Annotated in this window: 15 protein-coding genes; 6 read left to right on the top strand and 9 right to left on the bottom strand. The window is 38.4% G+C overall.

Going from position 1 to position 16,867, the window contains the following annotated elements:
* Positions 1–118: 118 nt before the first annotated feature.
* Positions 119–1,000: a LysR family transcriptional regulator gene (locus GN217_RS09130; protein WP_156856378.1), complete on the top strand. Its 882-nt coding sequence runs from the start codon at positions 119–121 to the stop codon at positions 998–1,000.
* Between the two features lie 103 nt (positions 1,001–1,103).
* Here GN217_RS09130 and purU read toward each other — a convergent pair whose 3' ends face one another.
* From purU to GN217_RS09105, 5 genes are all read right to left on the bottom strand, one after another.
* Complete coding sequence (gene purU, locus GN217_RS09125) at positions 1,104–2,003, bottom strand: formyltetrahydrofolate deformylase (RefSeq protein ID WP_156856377.1); 900 nt, start codon at positions 2,001–2,003, stop codon at positions 1,104–1,106.
* A gap of 151 nt (positions 2,004–2,154) precedes the next feature.
* Positions 2,155–2,493: a cupin domain-containing protein gene (locus GN217_RS09120; RefSeq protein ID WP_156856376.1), complete on the bottom strand. Its 339-nt coding sequence runs from the start codon at positions 2,491–2,493 to the stop codon at positions 2,155–2,157.
* Positions 2,494–2,504: 11 nt separating this feature from the next.
* Entirely contained in the window at positions 2,505–3,785 is a 1,281-nt protein-coding gene (locus tag GN217_RS09115; RefSeq protein WP_156856375.1) for a TRAP transporter large permease, read from the bottom strand.
* Positions 3,782–4,252, bottom strand: coding sequence for a TRAP transporter small permease (locus GN217_RS09110; protein ID WP_156856374.1), 471 nt, complete (start codon positions 4,250–4,252; stop codon positions 3,782–3,784). Before GN217_RS09110 ends, GN217_RS09115 begins: the two co-directional genes overlap by 4 nt.
* Before the next feature lie 227 nt (positions 4,253–4,479).
* Positions 4,480–5,481, bottom strand: coding sequence for a DctP family TRAP transporter solute-binding subunit (locus tag GN217_RS09105; RefSeq protein WP_156856373.1), 1,002 nt, complete (start codon positions 5,479–5,481; stop codon positions 4,480–4,482).
* A gap of 339 nt (positions 5,482–5,820) precedes the next feature.
* On the opposite strand from GN217_RS09105, the gene GN217_RS09100 reads away from it, so the two are divergent.
* The 3 genes from GN217_RS09100 to GN217_RS09090 are packed head-to-tail and all read left to right on the top strand — an operon-like array spanning position 5,821 to position 9,313.
* Positions 5,821–6,972: an aminotransferase class I/II-fold pyridoxal phosphate-dependent enzyme gene (locus tag GN217_RS09100; RefSeq protein WP_156856372.1), complete on the top strand. Its 1,152-nt coding sequence runs from the start codon at positions 5,821–5,823 to the stop codon at positions 6,970–6,972.
* A gap of 21 nt (positions 6,973–6,993) precedes the next feature.
* Positions 6,994–7,665: a GntR family transcriptional regulator gene (locus tag GN217_RS09095; RefSeq protein ID WP_156856371.1), complete on the top strand. Its 672-nt coding sequence runs from the start codon at positions 6,994–6,996 to the stop codon at positions 7,663–7,665.
* A gap of 22 nt (positions 7,666–7,687) precedes the next feature.
* A complete protein-coding gene (locus tag GN217_RS09090; RefSeq protein WP_156856370.1) occupies positions 7,688–9,313 on the top strand; it encodes a M20/M25/M40 family metallo-hydrolase in 1,626 nt (541 codons plus the stop codon).
* A 141-nt stretch (positions 9,314–9,454) separates the two neighbouring features.
* On the opposite strand, the gene GN217_RS18945 is transcribed toward GN217_RS09090, so the two are convergent.
* The 3 genes from GN217_RS18945 to GN217_RS09080 form a co-directional block, all read right to left on the bottom strand.
* Positions 9,455–10,240: a DEAD/DEAH box helicase gene (locus GN217_RS18945; protein WP_229782556.1), complete on the bottom strand. Its 786-nt coding sequence runs from the start codon at positions 10,238–10,240 to the stop codon at positions 9,455–9,457.
* Positions 10,201–11,757, bottom strand: coding sequence for a TOTE conflict system archaeo-eukaryotic primase domain-containing protein (locus GN217_RS09085; protein ID WP_232334387.1), 1,557 nt, complete (start codon positions 11,755–11,757; stop codon positions 10,201–10,203). The genes GN217_RS18945 and GN217_RS09085 overlap by 40 nt, the downstream gene beginning before the upstream one ends.
* A 95-nt stretch (positions 11,758–11,852) precedes the next feature.
* Positions 11,853–13,019, bottom strand: a complete 1,167-nt coding sequence (locus GN217_RS09080) for a YeiH family protein (RefSeq protein ID WP_229782558.1) — start codon at positions 13,017–13,019, stop codon at positions 11,853–11,855.
* A gap of 206 nt (positions 13,020–13,225) precedes the next feature.
* Between GN217_RS09080 and GN217_RS09075 the strand changes: the two genes are divergently transcribed.
* Both GN217_RS09075 and GN217_RS09070 read left to right on the top strand, forming a co-directional pair.
* Positions 13,226–14,338, top strand: a complete 1,113-nt coding sequence (locus GN217_RS09075) for an Rpn family recombination-promoting nuclease/putative transposase (RefSeq protein ID WP_232334386.1) — start codon at positions 13,226–13,228, stop codon at positions 14,336–14,338.
* A 471-nt stretch (positions 14,339–14,809) separates the two neighbouring features.
* Entirely contained in the window at positions 14,810–15,778 is a 969-nt protein-coding gene (locus GN217_RS09070; protein WP_156856369.1) for an NAD-dependent epimerase/dehydratase family protein, read from the top strand.
* 284 nt (positions 15,779–16,062) lie between these two features.
* Here the strand turns inward: GN217_RS09070 and GN217_RS09065 are convergent, their stop codons facing one another.
* Positions 16,063–16,794, bottom strand: a complete 732-nt coding sequence (locus tag GN217_RS09065; protein WP_156856368.1) for an SDR family NAD(P)-dependent oxidoreductase — start codon at positions 16,792–16,794, stop codon at positions 16,063–16,065.
* Positions 16,795–16,867: the final 73 nt, after the last annotated feature.

The following is a 16,867-nucleotide window of genomic DNA, read 5'->3' as shown; positions in this document are numbered from 1 at the left end:
TGGATTCATCTAGCTCTTTAAAGGTTGTTGAATTAATTTTACATTCTGTAAATTATGAAGTAAAATACAAATTAGGAATTCAAATTATTCCTTTGAGGAATTGAATGAGGGCGATAATATGCAATTAAGGTCATTAGAAGTTTTTGTAACGGTAGCTGAACACGGAAGTTTTACAAAAGCCGCTGAAGCACTGTACATAGGTCAACCAGCTTTGAGTAAAACCATCCAAAAATTGGAAAAGGAATTGGACGTACCATTAATTGATCGATCAAGCAGAAAAATTCAATTAACCAACGAAGGGAAATTACTTTATCACGAAAGCAAAAACATTCTAGAAAAAATCTCCATCATTCCAGTAGCCTTAAATAAAATTTCCCAGGAAATTATCGGAGAATTAAAAGTTGGTATTCCACAAATCATTGGATCTGTTTTTTTCCCAGAAGTGGCTTATCAATTTTTAAAAAGATATCCGAAAGTAATACTTCAAACGGAGGAACACGGGGGTGTCATAGTAGAAAACCTTGTATCACATGGAGACTTAGATGTCGGGTTTGTTGTGCTTCCTGCTGCCAACACACTAGATGCCGAACTCATTTATCAAGACGAATTCATCGTTTGCGTTTCATCATCCCACCCGCTTTCTAAAGTAAATGAAATCCGTCTAGCAGATTTGAAAGATGAAAAGTTCATCTTCTTTGATAAATCTTTTGCATTATACAACCTTATAAGAAATCATTGTCTGGAAGCAGGTTTTTCACCTGATATCGCCTTTCACAGCACGCAATGGAATTTAATATTGGAACTCGTTTCTGCACAACTTGGAATAGCAATCATCCCTAAGAAACTTAGTATGAAATTAAATGGTGTAGATATAGTAGATTTACGTATTAAAGACACAAAAATGAGTTGGGATATAGGAATCATCACTAAAAAGGGTGCTTACCAATCCCCCGCCCTAAAAGAATTCGTTAATATCGTCAAAGAAATTTATAGCATCTAAAATTGTTTAAAATCCAACCTATGCCTATCAAGAATACAAAAAACATCAGCTAGAAATTTGCTGATGTTTTTTGTTTAAAATTTAACCTTCAAACGAAAACCAATTAAAACACTATCGTCTTATTCCCATGCACAATAATCCGGTCTTCCAAATGCCACTTCACCGCACGTGCAAGCACACTACGCTCAATCGCTTGTCCAATCTTCTTCATCGCTGCCACATCATCACGATGATCCACGCGGCCGATATCCTGTTCAATAATCGGACCTTCATCCAAATCATCCGTCACATAGTGCGACGTCGCACCGATCATCTTCACACCCCGATTAAACGCACGCTCATATGGATTTGCACCAATAAACGCTGGTAAGAAGGAGTGGTGGATATTGATAATTTGGTTATTGTACTCTTTCACAAAATCAGGCGTTAGAATCTGCATATAACGTGCAAGAATTACGAGATCCACATCATACTGCTTTAGAATCTCTTTTTGTTGCGCTTCCGCCTGGGTACGAATATCCTTGTTTGCTGGAATATAGTGGAACGGAATGCCACGGGATTCTACCATCGCTCTTACAACTTCATGGTTACTGACGACAACAGCAATATTCGCCATCAAGTCACCGCTCTCCCACTCCCACAAAAGTTCGAGCAGGCAATGCGGCTCTTTTGAAGCGAAAATTGCTACGTTCTTCAGCTCATGCACGTACATGATATCATAGTGCATATCGAATTTTTCAGCGATTGGAGTGAAATCCTTTTCCAAATCTGCTTTTTTATCCATCAAACCCGGACATTCGAATTCAATCCGCATGAAGAACTGTCCACCCTCTGGATCTAGGGTATATTGGTCTGATGTTACAATATTTGCCCCATGTTCATAAAGAAACTGGGATACTGTAGCGACAATTCCCGGCTGATCCGGACAACGGATTAGTAGACGTGCCCGATTTTCATTATCTTTTTGATACGCTTGAATTTTCTCCTCTGTATAGGTATGCATATATGTTCCTCTTCTCATCTAATTTTACCGTTATTACCTACTTTATGAAACTCAGATAAAAGCGTCAAGTAAATAAACAAAACAAGTGAGAAAGCGCCTGTCAGCACAACGTTTTAGTTTCAATAAAACGCAAGGTGCGACAGGCGCTTATTCAACTCCAGACAACCGCAATTATTTTTAATGGCTGGTCTCCTGTGTTAACCAAGCCGTGACTCCCGCCTTTCGTAATAAGGCAGAGATCACCTTTCGACACGACATGTTTTCCTTCATCATCCTGGAAGTTGCCAGTTCCTTCAATAATATGGTAGGCTTCCGCATCTTTATCATGCAGATGGAAACCAATCGAGCCTCCAACTGGTATGCTGACTTCTGCAAACATATCAAGACCAGCAATCTGATCTTCCTTTGTCAATTTACGAGATATATCCACGACACCTTTTCCACCATACATATTCTCCAATGATTCTACTGTATCTGAACGTTTAATCATCTTATCACCCTCTAATTAAAAAGACTTGGCAGGAATGTAGAAATACTTGGTACAAAAATAATTAATAAAATAACAACAACAAGAATACCAATTACATGTAAAATATAAGGCAAGGTATCTTCAATCCCCATATTCCTATCCGTCACACTTGCTCCGGCAATTAAAGACAAACCTACTGGAGGCGTTACGTTCGCCAGTGCGAAGTTCATAATGAGCACCATTCCAAAGTGAATCGGATCAATTCCGTACTCCATCGCAATGGGCATAAATATTGGGCTCAGTAAAATAATAAGTGACGTTACTTCTGTCAACATCCCAAGAATGAGGAGGATAACCGACACAACTAATAAGAATTGCAGTGGCGTATTTGCAAACTGCAAGAAAAATTCTGAAATCATTGCAGGAATTTTATTTACCGTTAATACATATGTAAATGCATTCGCTACTGAGATAATTATTAAAATCGTTGCTGACGTTACTGCTGATGAAGCCATGATTTTTTTAAACTTGGTAAATGTAAGTTCTTTGTAAAACATTGACAAGATAAAGCTGTACACAACAGCAAGTACTGCCGCTTCCGTAGCCGTTGCAAAACCGGTGAAAATACTTCCCAAAATAAAGATTGGTGTTAACAGCGGGAAGAATGCTTTCAGACTAATTCTAAAAAACTCTTTTCCTGTCATTGAAGGGGGCTTGTCCGCACCAAAACCTTTCTTCCTCGACATAAAAGCGACGTAAATACAGAGAAGCACAGTAAGTACAATCCCCGGCAAGACACCTGCGATAAATAGATCTCCTATTGAAATATTTGCTGTAATTCCAAGGATAACCATTGTAATACTTGGCGGAATAATCAGCCCAAGCACCCCTGCCGGTCCAATAATACTTGCGATAAACGAATTGCTATATTTCTCTTCTTTCAGTCGCGGTACTAGAACTGAACCGACCGCATACGTCGTAGCAACTGTTGAGCCGGATACCGTTCCGAACAACGCACTTGTTACAACGGTTGTCATGCCTAGCCCCCCAGTTAAACGACCGACAAAGGCCCGAGCAAACTCCATTAACCTGCGGGTCAGGCCACCTTCTCCCATGATGTTCCCGGCCAAAATAAATAGTGGAATAGCAAGATAAGAGAAATTATTTACACCAGCAAACATTCGCTGTACAAGTATTTCCAGCGGAACATTTCCGAAAATCATCAATCCCGCACTAACAATACCAAGGATAAAAGCGATTGGCATTCCTAAAAATAGAAGTCCAAAAAAGATTGCTAGAATCAAAATAATCATACGCTTGGTTCCCCCTCTCCTGTAGGACTAAACATGTCTGTAATAATAAAATAAATGGAAAAGAGAGAACTAAGCGGAATCGCCAAATAGAATAATCCCATCGGCAACTGGAGCGTCGATGATGTTTTTGCCATAGCCATCATTGTTAATCCGAATCCATAGTAGACTAAAACCCCAAAGAAAAGAATCGTTAGAACATGAACAGAAAAATAAATAATTCTTTGCAGCTTCGGCTTTGCTCGTTTCACGAAAAATGTCACAGCTAAATGCATTTTTTCATAGATTGCTAAACTCGTACCTAAAAAGGTGAGCCAGACAACTAATAAACGAGCAAGTTCATCTGCCGCTGGGAAAGAAATACTCATCATTCTTGTAACGACTTGTAGAAACACAATTATTGTTAATCCAGTAATTGCTATTACACATAAGTAAACTAATATTTTTGCTATGATTTCTTTTGCTTTCATAGGTACCTCTTCCCCTTATTTTTCTAGTGGTGCATAAAGTGAAACTTCATTCAGTAGGGAATTCCTCCCCCCACTGAATGTTAGTTGAACAGAATCAGGTATTTACGGGCTGTATATCCTCCACTTAACACTTTGGTTTTCCCTCTTGTTTAGAGGTGGGGGGATTACAGACCGTTAATACGTGATAAAGAATAAAGGAAGAGAACTTTATCCCTCTTCTTCATCACTTACCAGCCAGACGCCTTGCGATAAACATCCATCATTTCCTCGCCAAAAACGTCTTCTTCCCATTTCTCATATACTGGTAGCATTTGTTCACGGAATGTCTCTATGTTCACATCTTCATTCACTTGCATCCCTTGACTTTTTAGTTCTTGGATATACGCTTCCTGTTGTTCATCATTTTTTGCGTTCACTTCTTCTTGAATCCGTTCTGCTTCCGCTAAAATGATTTCCTGATCTTCTGAAGAAATTTCTTCCCACACATCCGTCTTCACAACGAGCATAACCGTGTTATAAAAATGTCCGGTCAAAGAGAAATAGTCCTGTACTTCATAAAGCTTCGGTAAAACAATATTTGCGAGCGGATTTTCCTGAGCATCAATCGCGCCTTGTTGAAGCACCCCGTACACTTCACTGAACGCCATTACAGTAGGCATTGCACCCATTTGCTCAAACGCGTCAACCCGAAGTTTTGTCTCCGCAACTCGAATATTAAGACCATCCATATCTCGAGGCTCCACAATCGGCCCCCGATTATTTGTAATATGCCTGTAACCCCATTCCAGATAGCCAATTTTTGTCATCCCTTGTTCGGCCATAATGTCTGCGAGATACTCACCAAATTCTCCTTTATAAGCTGCCCGCGCATGGTCGATGTCCTTCCACATATACGGCAGATCTTCAATAGCCATTCGCATATCCAACGCCTGCATCGAACCAACCATAATTGCTGCCGAATCCATAGCACCTAACTGCACTTGTTCAAGCATCTCTGTTTCCGAACCGAGCAAACTATTCGGATAGATATCAAATACGATGCGACCATCTGTTTTTTCTTCAACCTCCGCTGCCATATCTTCAATCAAATCAGATGCTGGTGTGCCTTCTGTTAAGGCATGCCCGAGCTGAAGTGTAACTGTATCAGCTTGATCGGCATTCGCGTTAGAACAAGCTGATAGTATAATGAACAGCGAACCAGTTAATAAAACCATCTTCCATTTATTCATAACATTCACTTTCCCCTCTTTTGTAGAAAACGAACTACCAGAAAGCATTAATCCTATGTATTTCAAGTCGAAAATTAACGTTTGTCTATCATTTAATTTGCGTGCTGAAATATTGGTATACTGTATACTACAATACATAAATATAAAAGCCAATACCATTTGAATAAACAGAAAACATTATGTAAATAACACTTTATAGCCATGTTCCTACATTTAACGGAGTCAAATTTATTTCTTGAGTTTACAAAATATTTTATTTAATGTATGATAATGACTAAACATGTATACTGTATACAAGGTCCGTACACGCACAGCTTTAGAATAAAGGAGATAAAATACATGCTAAGCAAAATAAACGCTCGCGTAAAAAAGATTTCCGTACCAGGCATTCGTGTCTTTGCAAATAAAGTCAATGAATATGAAAACGGCATCAATTTTACGATCGGTGAATCTGACTTTCCAACACCCGAAAATGTAAAACAAGCTGGAATAGAAGCGATAAAAAACAACTTAACCGGCTATTCCCATAATGCTGGGCTATTAAACGTCCGCCAAGCGGTCTCACGCTTTTTTGAGGAAACGTATCATTTTTATTACGATCCAGCAAATGAAATTGTTATAACAAACGGGGCTAGTGAAGCAATTGATTCGGTGTTGCGTACTATTTTAGTAAGTGGAGATGAAGTCATCTTGACCTCCCCGATCTATTCTGGATACGAATCGATTATCCATCTAAATGGCGCAAAGTCTGTCACAATCAATACGACAGACACTGGATTCGTTCTCGATCCCGAACGTTTGGAACAAGCACTAACAGATAAAACGAAAGCAATTATCCTTAACTATCCATCGAATCCGACCGGAGCCACACTTAGCCGCGAACAGATGGAAGGAATTGTTGCTGTTTTAAAAAAACATGATATTTTTATTATTTCTGATGAGATTTATAGTGAAAACACATTCCATAGCAAACATTGTTCGTTCGCTTCTTTCCCGGAGATCCGGGAGCAATTATTTCTCATCCACGGACTATCGAAATCCCATGCAATGACAGGCTGGCGCATTGGTTATGTGCTCGGAAGTAAAAATTTAATGGAGCATGTATTGAAAGTACATTTAAACAACTCGATTTGTGCTTCCCTACCAAGTCAATACGCAGCAATCGAAGCACTTACAGCTGCAAAGGAAGCACCTGCTGAAATGAACAAGGCTTACATCGAACGAAGAGATTTTGTATACAAGCGGCTAAAGGAAATGGGACTTGAGACAACACTCCCGACCGGAGCGTTTTACTTTTTCCCATCGATTCAATCAACTGGCTTAACTTCAATGGAATTTGCGACCAAACTATTAGAGAACGAACAGGTTGCCGTCGTTCCAGGAAGTTCATTCACGGGGAATGGTGAAGGGTTTATTCGAATTTCTTACGCTAATTCAATGGAAAATTTACAAGAGGGCCTCGCAAGGATAGAGCGTTTCGTTAAGAAATAATGGAAGGAAAAGGAGAAAAAGATGAAAAAAGTAGTTCAACGTGAAACCCTGTCTGAACAAGCATACCGGATTATTAAACAAGCGATCACGGATGGAAGATTGAAAGATAAAGAATCGTTGCCAGAAGAAAAGCTCGCAAAAGATTTGGGAATCAGCCGCACCCCGCTTCGTGACGCCTTTGCACGACTCGCGGCAGAAGGACTAATCATTCAACAAAAGGGAGCACCGGCAATCGTTGCTAGCTTTACGAAAAAGAATTCTCTTGACTATATGGAACTCCGTAGTTTACTTGAGGTATACAATGTTGAAAAGATAACGGTAAAAATGAGTGACGAGATGATTGAAAAATTGCAGGAAAATCTAGCAAGCCAGCGCACAGCAATTAATGAAAATAAGTATAACGAGTTTATTGAGCTTGATCGCGATTTTCATCTACTGTTGGCAGCTTGCAATGACAATGAGGAAATAAAAAAAGTCATTCATCGCATGAATACAGGTGTTAACCGAGCATTTCTTATTCTATCCAGCACCGTTCCTAAGAGTGCGGAGGATGCTTACAAGGAACATCAAGAAATTTTGCAAGCATTAGAACAAAAGGATGTCGTTACAGCGAGGAACAGTATGCTTATTCATATGAGCAATGTTAAAAAACGTTTTTTAAGCTACTATGACCACGCGGAAAATAAGAATTAGCCTATACAGGGAGGTATCTATCATGCTTTGGCAAACGGAACAACAATTGGAAGATTTACTATGTGAAGTTGTTAGCTGGGATAGTCGGACTGGAACAGAAGGGGAAATCCAGTTTGCTGAAAAAATAAAAGGTAAGCTGCTTGAGTTAGAATACTTTAAGGAAAGGCCCACTCTCATTCAATTTCATGATGCAGGAAATGAACGAAATGCCGTAACGGCTTTATACAAACAGGAAAACATCAAAAAAACAATCGTACTCATTAGCCACTTCGACACGGTACATACAGAGGAATTCGGTGCACTTGGTGATTTAGCTTTTCAACCTCGGGAACTAACAAAGAAATTTAAGGAAATGCTTGATTCGCTGCCAGAAGATGTGCAAAGTGACGTTACATCCGGTGATTATTTGTTCGGGCGTGGTACGATGGATATGAAGATGGGTCTCGTTCTGCACCTTCATCTGCTTGAGCAAGCCATTTATGAAAAGTGGTCGATTAACCTGCTCCTTGTCACCGTTCCCGATGAAGAAGTAAATTCAAGCGGTATGCTTACCGCTGTTAAAGGACTTGTAGATATCCGGGAGCGTTATGATTTAAATTACACCCTATTTTTAAACAGTGAACCGAGTTTTTCCATGCAGCCACAAGACGCGCAGTATTATATATATTCCGGAACGATTGGAAAAATCATGCCCTCAGCGCTTTTTTATGGGCGAGAAACCCATGCCGGCGAACCTTTGCAAGGAATCAATGCACACTATATGGCTAGTTTTTTGACGAAGAAAATGGAATATAATCAAGCGTTTAACGAGGAAGTATATGGCGAGCGCACACCGCTTCCACTTTGCTTAAAAACCTATGATTTGAAAGCGGATTATTCCACACAAACATCCAACCACGTTGCAGCGCTTTACAACGTCTTTTTAATGAAACGAAATGCGAAAGAGACGATGACTTCTTTCCGTGAAGTCGCAACAAAGGCTATGGAGGAATGCGCAGAAGAATACAGACGTGTGTTAGCAAGGGAAGAAAATAGTGAGGAGCACTTCAACATAGATGTATGGGAATATGAAGAACTATTGAATTATGCTAGGGGTAAACTTGGCAAAGAAAAGACGGAGGAAATAATTAAAGAAACCGTCGCACTTCCCAATTTGGATCAGCGGGAAATTTCCATGAAAGTATGCGATCAAATAATGGCTCATTGCCAAGAACTTGCACCAGCATGCATTTTATTCTTTGCGCCGCCGTATTATCCGGCAATAAATTCTTCAGATGACCCGCTCGTTCAGGAGAAAATTCTGTTAACGAAGCAGCTGCTTCAAGATCATTTTAATGTTAAGGCAGAGCAAGTGCATTATTTTAATGGAATTTCTGATTTGAGTTATGTGAATTACGATAAGGATGATAAAGGCTGGGAATCTTATCAAAATAATACTCCAGTTTGGGATCACTTATATACGATTCCATTTGATGAAATGCAGAAGCTTCAAGCACCGGTCTTAAATATTGGACCTTTCGGGAAAGATGCTCATAAATTGACAGAACGGCTTCATAAGCAAAGTGCTTTCGTGCATACCCCTTTTGTTTTGCAGAAGGTGGTGCAGACTATGTTTGATGGAGTGATTGCTGGAGTGGGAAAGGAGTGAAGATGATTTGATCTTCACTCTTTTTTGGGTTCACTATCTATTTTTATGGAAATTATCCAAAAGTAGAAATTTAATTAGAACTGTGATATGTAAGTAAAACACACGAGTTCTAGCTTTTTATTCCTAGTATAACAAGATTTATTAAAATAACTTCATCTGCTCAGTTAACTTTTCTTGCCCTTCCTTAGGCATTACATAGCCTAAAGCTTTATAGCCCTTCTTCCTATTCTCATACATATTTTCAAATATACCTTCTTTACGGTCAATATAATCATAGACTTTCACAACTGATTTCTGTTCATGGATACGATGTAATCTTCCGACATACTGTTGCAAAGTACCTTTCCAAGAAAAAGGGAAAATTAAAAACAGAGTATCTAGCCGGGGATTATCAAAGCCCTCTCCTATATATTTTCCGGTGGCTATGATGAGACGTTCTTCTTCATCTGGTAACTTATTTAGTGCATCTAATCTACTTGCTTTCTCTCTGTCACTTAAGTTTCCGGTTAATATAAATAGATTCTTAGTAAAACCCGCAAATTTATCGGCCAGAATTTTCACATGGTCCACTCTTTCAGTTAATATGATCGGTGCGGCCCCCTGCTCTAACTCCTTTAGTACATCATTAAATATCATCGTATTTCTTTTTTCGTCCAGTATTAGTTCCTTATACAGTCCTTCATTCGTATTCCCCTTATCTATTAACTTACTTTTAAACGATGTATAACGGGGAATTAAAATGTGTTTGAATGGGCGAAGTTTTGATAGATCTTTAGCACTGATTTTATATCTTGTTCGACCTAATTGCATACGCATAATTGCTTCATGTCCGTCTTTACGTTTAGAAGTTGCGGTTAGACCATGTACATAAGCTGAATCAAATCGTTTCAATACTTTTTCAAATGTATAAGCTGAAAATGGTGACATTCATCCACAATTATTTGACCATATTTATTTAAATCCTTTAATTTCTTTTCATCTTTAATTGATTGGATCATTGCTATGTCTATCTTACCTTGACGGGAATTCTTACCACCTCCAATTAATCCAATTTGTTCTGGTTGTATGTCCAAAAATGCACCTAATTGTTCTCGCCATTGATTCATCAATTGCTTTCGATGAACAATGACTAAAGTATTTACTTTTCTCTCAGCAATAAGTGCTGCGCCAATTACTGTTTTTCCAAATCCCATTGCCGCTTCCAATATTCCTGTGTTAAATTTAGTCATCGATCCTAAAGACTCTTCCTGATGGAACGATAACTTTCCTGTAAAATTTACATCTACTCTACTTCCCAAATAAGTATTATTAACTAACGTATAGTCGATAGATGCTTTCTTTAACAACTCTTTTAAGTCCTCCAAACAACCTCTTGGCAAAATTAAATAATTACCATCTCGCTCAGAGCAATCGATCACTCTAGGAATTCTTTTTGTTGAATGGCGTTTCTTTTCAGCACGATAATAATCTGGGTTACTGAACTTTGCCAATCCAACTACTTGCTCTAAAATATGTTGTGAGATTTCATTTGTATTAATATAGATCCCATTCGTGCAAATAATGTTTATTTTATTTGAAAGAGGTGCTACGACTGGTCCTTCTTGAATAAACATATTTTTATTTGAAGAGGTATTGATTAAACTCTGTATTTCTTTTTTACTTATTCTATTCACTTTCGCCAAGTAATCCCATTGGTCCTTAAACGGATTAAAGTTCTCGTCTATAAACACGCTATTGTGTTCTTTTCGGGATTGGCCTTGTAATGGTAAAGCAATTAAATTACCAAACTTGCCTTTCGTTAATTCATCCTGATTTGGAAACATGCGATCAAAGGATTTTAATTCTCGTTTATTTCTCCGATCAATAGTATAGGTTAGTAAAAGAGTTCCAAATTCCCTAGCCAGTGTTGCCGATATTGGCTCCGTAAAGAAGAACCATACATGACAGCCATTTCCAGAGCGAGAGCGTTCCATATATGCAGGAATGCGAAGTTGTTTACAGGTGCCAATAAAATGTTTTACATCCTCTTTCCAGTCATTTTTGTCAAAGTCAATTGCAAGAAACCAGCAAGTATTATTTCTTAAAAGAGGGTATATACCAAGCGTAAGATCACCGGTTAGATGTCCCTCTATCACCGTTTTAGTTAATGGATAATAAGAATTTGACTTTGAATTCTTAGCAGGTGCATAGCCAGAATCTCCGTCTTTACTTACCCATCTATAGGCATAAATATCTTTGCGACCTTTAAACAAATTAGAAAACAATTGAATTCTTTCATTCATTTTAGCTTGAATCATCGCTTCTTTATTCAGATTCGGTTCTATATGCTGTTTCATATTAGATTGATAGTATTCCACCAGATGCTTTAGTTGCCTATTTTCCTCTTTTAATTCTCCTACCTCTTTAATCAACCGCTTATTCTCTTGTATAAGTTTACTATCCATGACAGACCATATCCTTATGTTTTAATTTTTCTATTAATTAATAATACAGCATTCCCACTCAAATCAGTATTAAACAACATATAACAGACATTTCATTAAAGCTGAACAAACCCACCAAATAACCAAATCAGCACTCCACTAACCGCTCCCACAGAAATCGCTGCGACAAACCCAATATAAAACGGCTTTAGCCCTAATCCTTTAAACATCTTGAAATTCGTTGATAGTCCAACTCCAGCCATCGCCATCCCAAGGAGATAGGTCGTTCCAAATGAACTAAGATTTGTATAGATACTGCTCCAGCTATCAGACGCGAAAATACCAAATGCATTTCCTGTACTTTCCAATGTTGCATCCCCGATCGTTCGCATAATAGAAAGAATCAGAAATCCAATGACAAATAACGGAATGAATGTATACCATTTCGGCAAACTGTCCTCTTTATTTTCTACCTGAGCAGCCAGCTCCTTCGACTTGCTAAAAAATAAATAAGAGACAAAAGGAATGATCGCAATGATAAATAAATTTCTCGTTAATTTCGTAACGGTTGCTGCATCCACCACTTGCGGCATCTGATACAGCTGATCATAAATTAGCGCTGCTCCGGTCACCTGCGCTGTATCATGGATAGCGGTACCTAAGAATAACCCAGCCTTAATCGCATCCTCCGCAAATAAGAAATGAGCGAGAAATGGATACAACAACATCCCTGTTAAACCAAAGATGGTAATATTCGCTACCGCATAAGAAATTTCATTTTCCTTCGCCTTTATTACAGGAGATGTCGCCATAATTGCAGTGACACCACAAATGCTCGTTCCGCTTGCAATTAAAGTTGCCAGACGTATGGACTGATTCATTTTATTAGCTAAGAATAAGGTTACTAATAAACCGACAGATATACATGCAACAATAAGCGGGATTCCGAATGCCCCGAGTTTTAAAGCTTCCATCAAACTCAATCGGAGACCGAGTAAAATAATCCCTGCCCGTAAGATATATTTCATCGAAAAGGAGATTCCTTTTGTAAAAATATCGGAGAGCCCGATTGAATTCCGAATAATAATACCAAGTATAATTGCAACAAAAATTCCTGAGATTGGTGTTTCGCTGCCTTCAGATAATAAACCGATAGCTTTTAAACCTGTCCCAATGAGCTGAGCACCGTACATCCCGCTAAGCATGATCAGAAGACATAATAGAAGACCGGGTAAAATATTTATTAAAAAATGTGGTTCTTTTCGTTGTATTGCATTTTGCAAGGTAACCTACCCTCCCTCATATGCGCACTTTTTCTCCATCCCTTATTATCGCATAACTAAGATAGTTTCGACAAAAATTTAAAGGATGATAGAAATTAAAGAACGGAACACTTGTTCTTAACCTTTAATTCTGTTATGCTATATCTAGAATCACATCTCGGTAAGTTCTCGCTAAATTCTAAAAACTTCAAAAGGGATGTGTTATAATGGAATTAACAAAATCACTTCGCCAGTACCCCCTAGAAAGCATCATACACGATACAGTAAGAGACGAGCCTACAGACTACAGCAATAACGAATCAGATTTCCAAAGCAACAAAAGATTCAGAGCATTAAAACGGATACCGCTGCCAAGGTTGATGAATTTAAAGATTGATTATGCTTTTAAGCAACTTTTTGGTATCGAAAAAAACAAACAAATTACCATTGTATTTTTAAATGCTTTTTTACAGGAAACGGGACGAGATCCGATTAAAGACATTACTTTCAATAATATCGAAGCAGGCGGAGAACATGTCGATGATAAGCAATCAAGACTTGACTTATTAGTCGTCACCACTACTGGTGAAAAAATCAATGTTGAAATTCAGTTTACCGATCGATATAACATGATTAGACGCTCTATCTATTATTGGTCAGGAATCTACCGCAGCCAGTTGCTTTCGGGAATGGGATACGAAGAGCTAAGCGATGTTATTTCCATCAACCTGTTGAATTTTAATATTTTTGATCAGACGGAACGGTTCCATACGATGTATCACCTATTTGAGGATGAAGAACAATTCAAACTGACAAATGCCATGGAGTTTCACTATATTGAAATGCCGAAACTGTTGAAAGCTTGGAAAGAAGATAAACTGGATCCTTGGAAAGACGTTTTAGCTAGATGGCAATTGCTGCTCGGGATGGTTGATCATCGGAATAAAAAATTCTATGAAGATATTTATCATGAATTGGAGGAGATTGCAATGGAAGATAAGACACTTCAAAAAGCGTTTCATAACTGGGAAGAGCTCAGCATGACACCAGAACAGTATTTAGCTTATGAATCTCGCTTAAAGCATATTTTGGATGAAGAAGCGGCAAAGCGGGAGGCAGAGCTCCGAGCACAGGAAGCAGAGAAAGATGGTATGGAACGTGGCATGAAACGAGGAATGAAACGTGGAATAGAACAGGGAATGGAACGGGGCGAGGAAAAAGCTAAAAAATCAATAGCCCAACGTCTTCTTTCAGATGGTACAGAAATCCAATACGTAATGAATATAACAGGGCTATCAAAAGAGGAAGTACTTGAAATTCAAAAAGATATAGCTGAATAAGTTATCTTCAGCTACCTATCCACTCATCATCATGACTCTCAATGGGCGATAATGCAAAAGACCACCTCAGTCCATATCAAGGATGAAGTGGTCTTTCATATTACATATTTCACCATCTCTCAGGAAATACCAGACGTTTTATCTCAATGTTTCCTGCTGGAAAATCAAGCTTATATTCATTTTCACTTGCGACAGTTCCTAATTATGTAAGGCACCAAGCTCTTTATCTTTCACGATTACTCTTCCATATGTAGGTGTTTCTAAAGCATTAACCAACAGCACCATAAATATCATATGATACTTCACCGAATAAAAATGCTAAAGCGTCCCTTACTTCAAATTCCTAGAGTTAGGTTAGTGAAATTGTTCACATATCATACACAGCTTTTGGCTTATTAAGCGTATATAATAAAGATAGAATCAATGCTCACCGATGAGTAAAGTTTCTAGTAAACTTTAGGAGGTTATCTCATGAAAAATGTATTTGTACTTGGAGGAACTGGTCTATTAGGATATCACACAGTTATGGAGTTACTTGGAAGAGGTTATGAAGTTTCGACAATTGCTTTACCACCTATGCCATCAGAAGATATATTACCCGCAAAAGTCAATTGTCGGCTTGGCAATATAAATGAGATGTCAGATGAAGAAGTATTAAAATTATTTGAGGGTATAGACATGTTTGTATATGCAGCTGGTGTCGACGAGAGAGTTGTACCTGATGCACCTGCTGATGCTTTCTTTTATCGTGAAAACGTATTACCAACGCAACGAATTGCACGTCTTGCTAGAAAAGCTGGGATTAAACGATTTGTTATATTCGGATCGTATTTTGCTCATTTCGCAGAACAATGGACAGATTTGCCTTTAATGGAGCAAGCCTATCCACGTACTAGAATTTTACAGGAAGAAGTTGCGATCATGGAAGGATCAGGAGTGATGGACGTTATGATCCTCCGTCTGCCATATATATTTGGAACAATGCCTGGTCGCAAGCCTTTATGGGAAATGTTTTTACCACAAATTCAAGGTAATGAATTTGTACCAGTTTTAGGTGGCGGTTCAGCAATGGTTACCGTGAAACAAGTCGCAGAAGCAGCGATCGGCGCCTTAGAACATGGCGAACATGGTGGAACGTATGCAATTTCTGGAACGAATATGAAACATAAAGCCTTCTTTGAAATCATTGCGGAAGTATTAGGTCAAAAAAATACGGTTGTTCAAGTTGTCGATTTAGAGCAGATGAAGCCAGGATATATACAAGGTGATGAACAAGCTGCAAAAGAAGGGAAAGAACATGGTATCCATCTAGAATTAACAGCAGAGATACAAAACCGTGATGCTTATTTAGATCCAGCAGATACAATGCCAATTTTACAGTATAACGAAGATGATATTCATGCAGCTATTGTAGAAAGTATTAAAGCGTGCTTAGAATAATATCTTTAGTAACGAAAAGAATACCTTAAAGCATTAGACATCGCTTTAAATCTACAAAAAGAATATATAAATAGCGTCTACAAACCACTTTTAGACGTATCATCAGACACCTTTATCTTGGTTGAAAAATCAAGTATAGGTGTCTTTCGATATGCCACTAATTTTGATTCGATATATTAAGCACATTAACACTAAGGCATTATAAAAACTAGTTGAGTGGCCCCAGATGAAACAATTCTCTTCAGATATTATTCACTAGCTCTTATAAGGTCCTACTTTTCCATTTATAATGCAGCTGCTCCCCCATCAATCGAAATTACCGCTCCATGAATATAAGATGATTCTTCACCTAATAAAAATGCTACGACATCCCCTACTTCATGTGGCTGACCTAATCTATCCGTCGGTACTTCTTCGGCCATTGCATCAATCTCTCCCCGTGGGAATGCCATCGGTATCTTGTTCGTCCCTGGTGCAATCGCATTAATACGGATATTATCCCGGCCATATTCACCAGCAATTGTTTTGGTTAAACCAATAATCGCATGTTTCGTTGCAGAATAAGCCCCAAGTGTTGGCATGCCGGCCACGCCACCCAAGGAAGCCGTATTCACTATCACGCCACCGCCAGTCTTCAGCATTTCATTCACAACAAATTTCAATCCATAGAAAGCACCATTCAAGTTCACATTGACGATGGAATGAAATTCTTCAATCGAGCATTCCAGTGTGCGAACTCCTGAACCAGAGATACCTGCATTGTTAAAGAATAAATCTACTCTTCCAAATTTGTCTATTGTCTCGGCAACATAACGCTGAACATCTTCCATCATGCTCACGTCCGCTTCAACAAAAATTGCTTCCACTCCTAACTCCTCACATAGCCTTACTGTTTCTTCTCCTCTTTCCTTTGACAGATCAACAATAGAAAGGTTTGTTCCTTTCTCCGCAAGTTTTAAAGCTGTTTCCCTACCAAAGCCACTACCACCACCTGTAATGATTGCTGTTTTTATCATATGAAAACCTCCGTTATTATTATTAGTTAAATTTATTGTGAATTATTGAACATATAAGTTTTATTATATCATT

Source organism: Oceanobacillus sp. AG (assembly GCF_009746545.1).
Classification (GTDB): Bacteria; Bacillota; Bacilli; order Bacillales; family Amphibacillaceae; genus Oceanobacillus; species Oceanobacillus indicireducens.
Note: the sequence above shows the minus strand (reverse complement) of the source record. Positions and strands in the feature narration are given on the sequence as shown.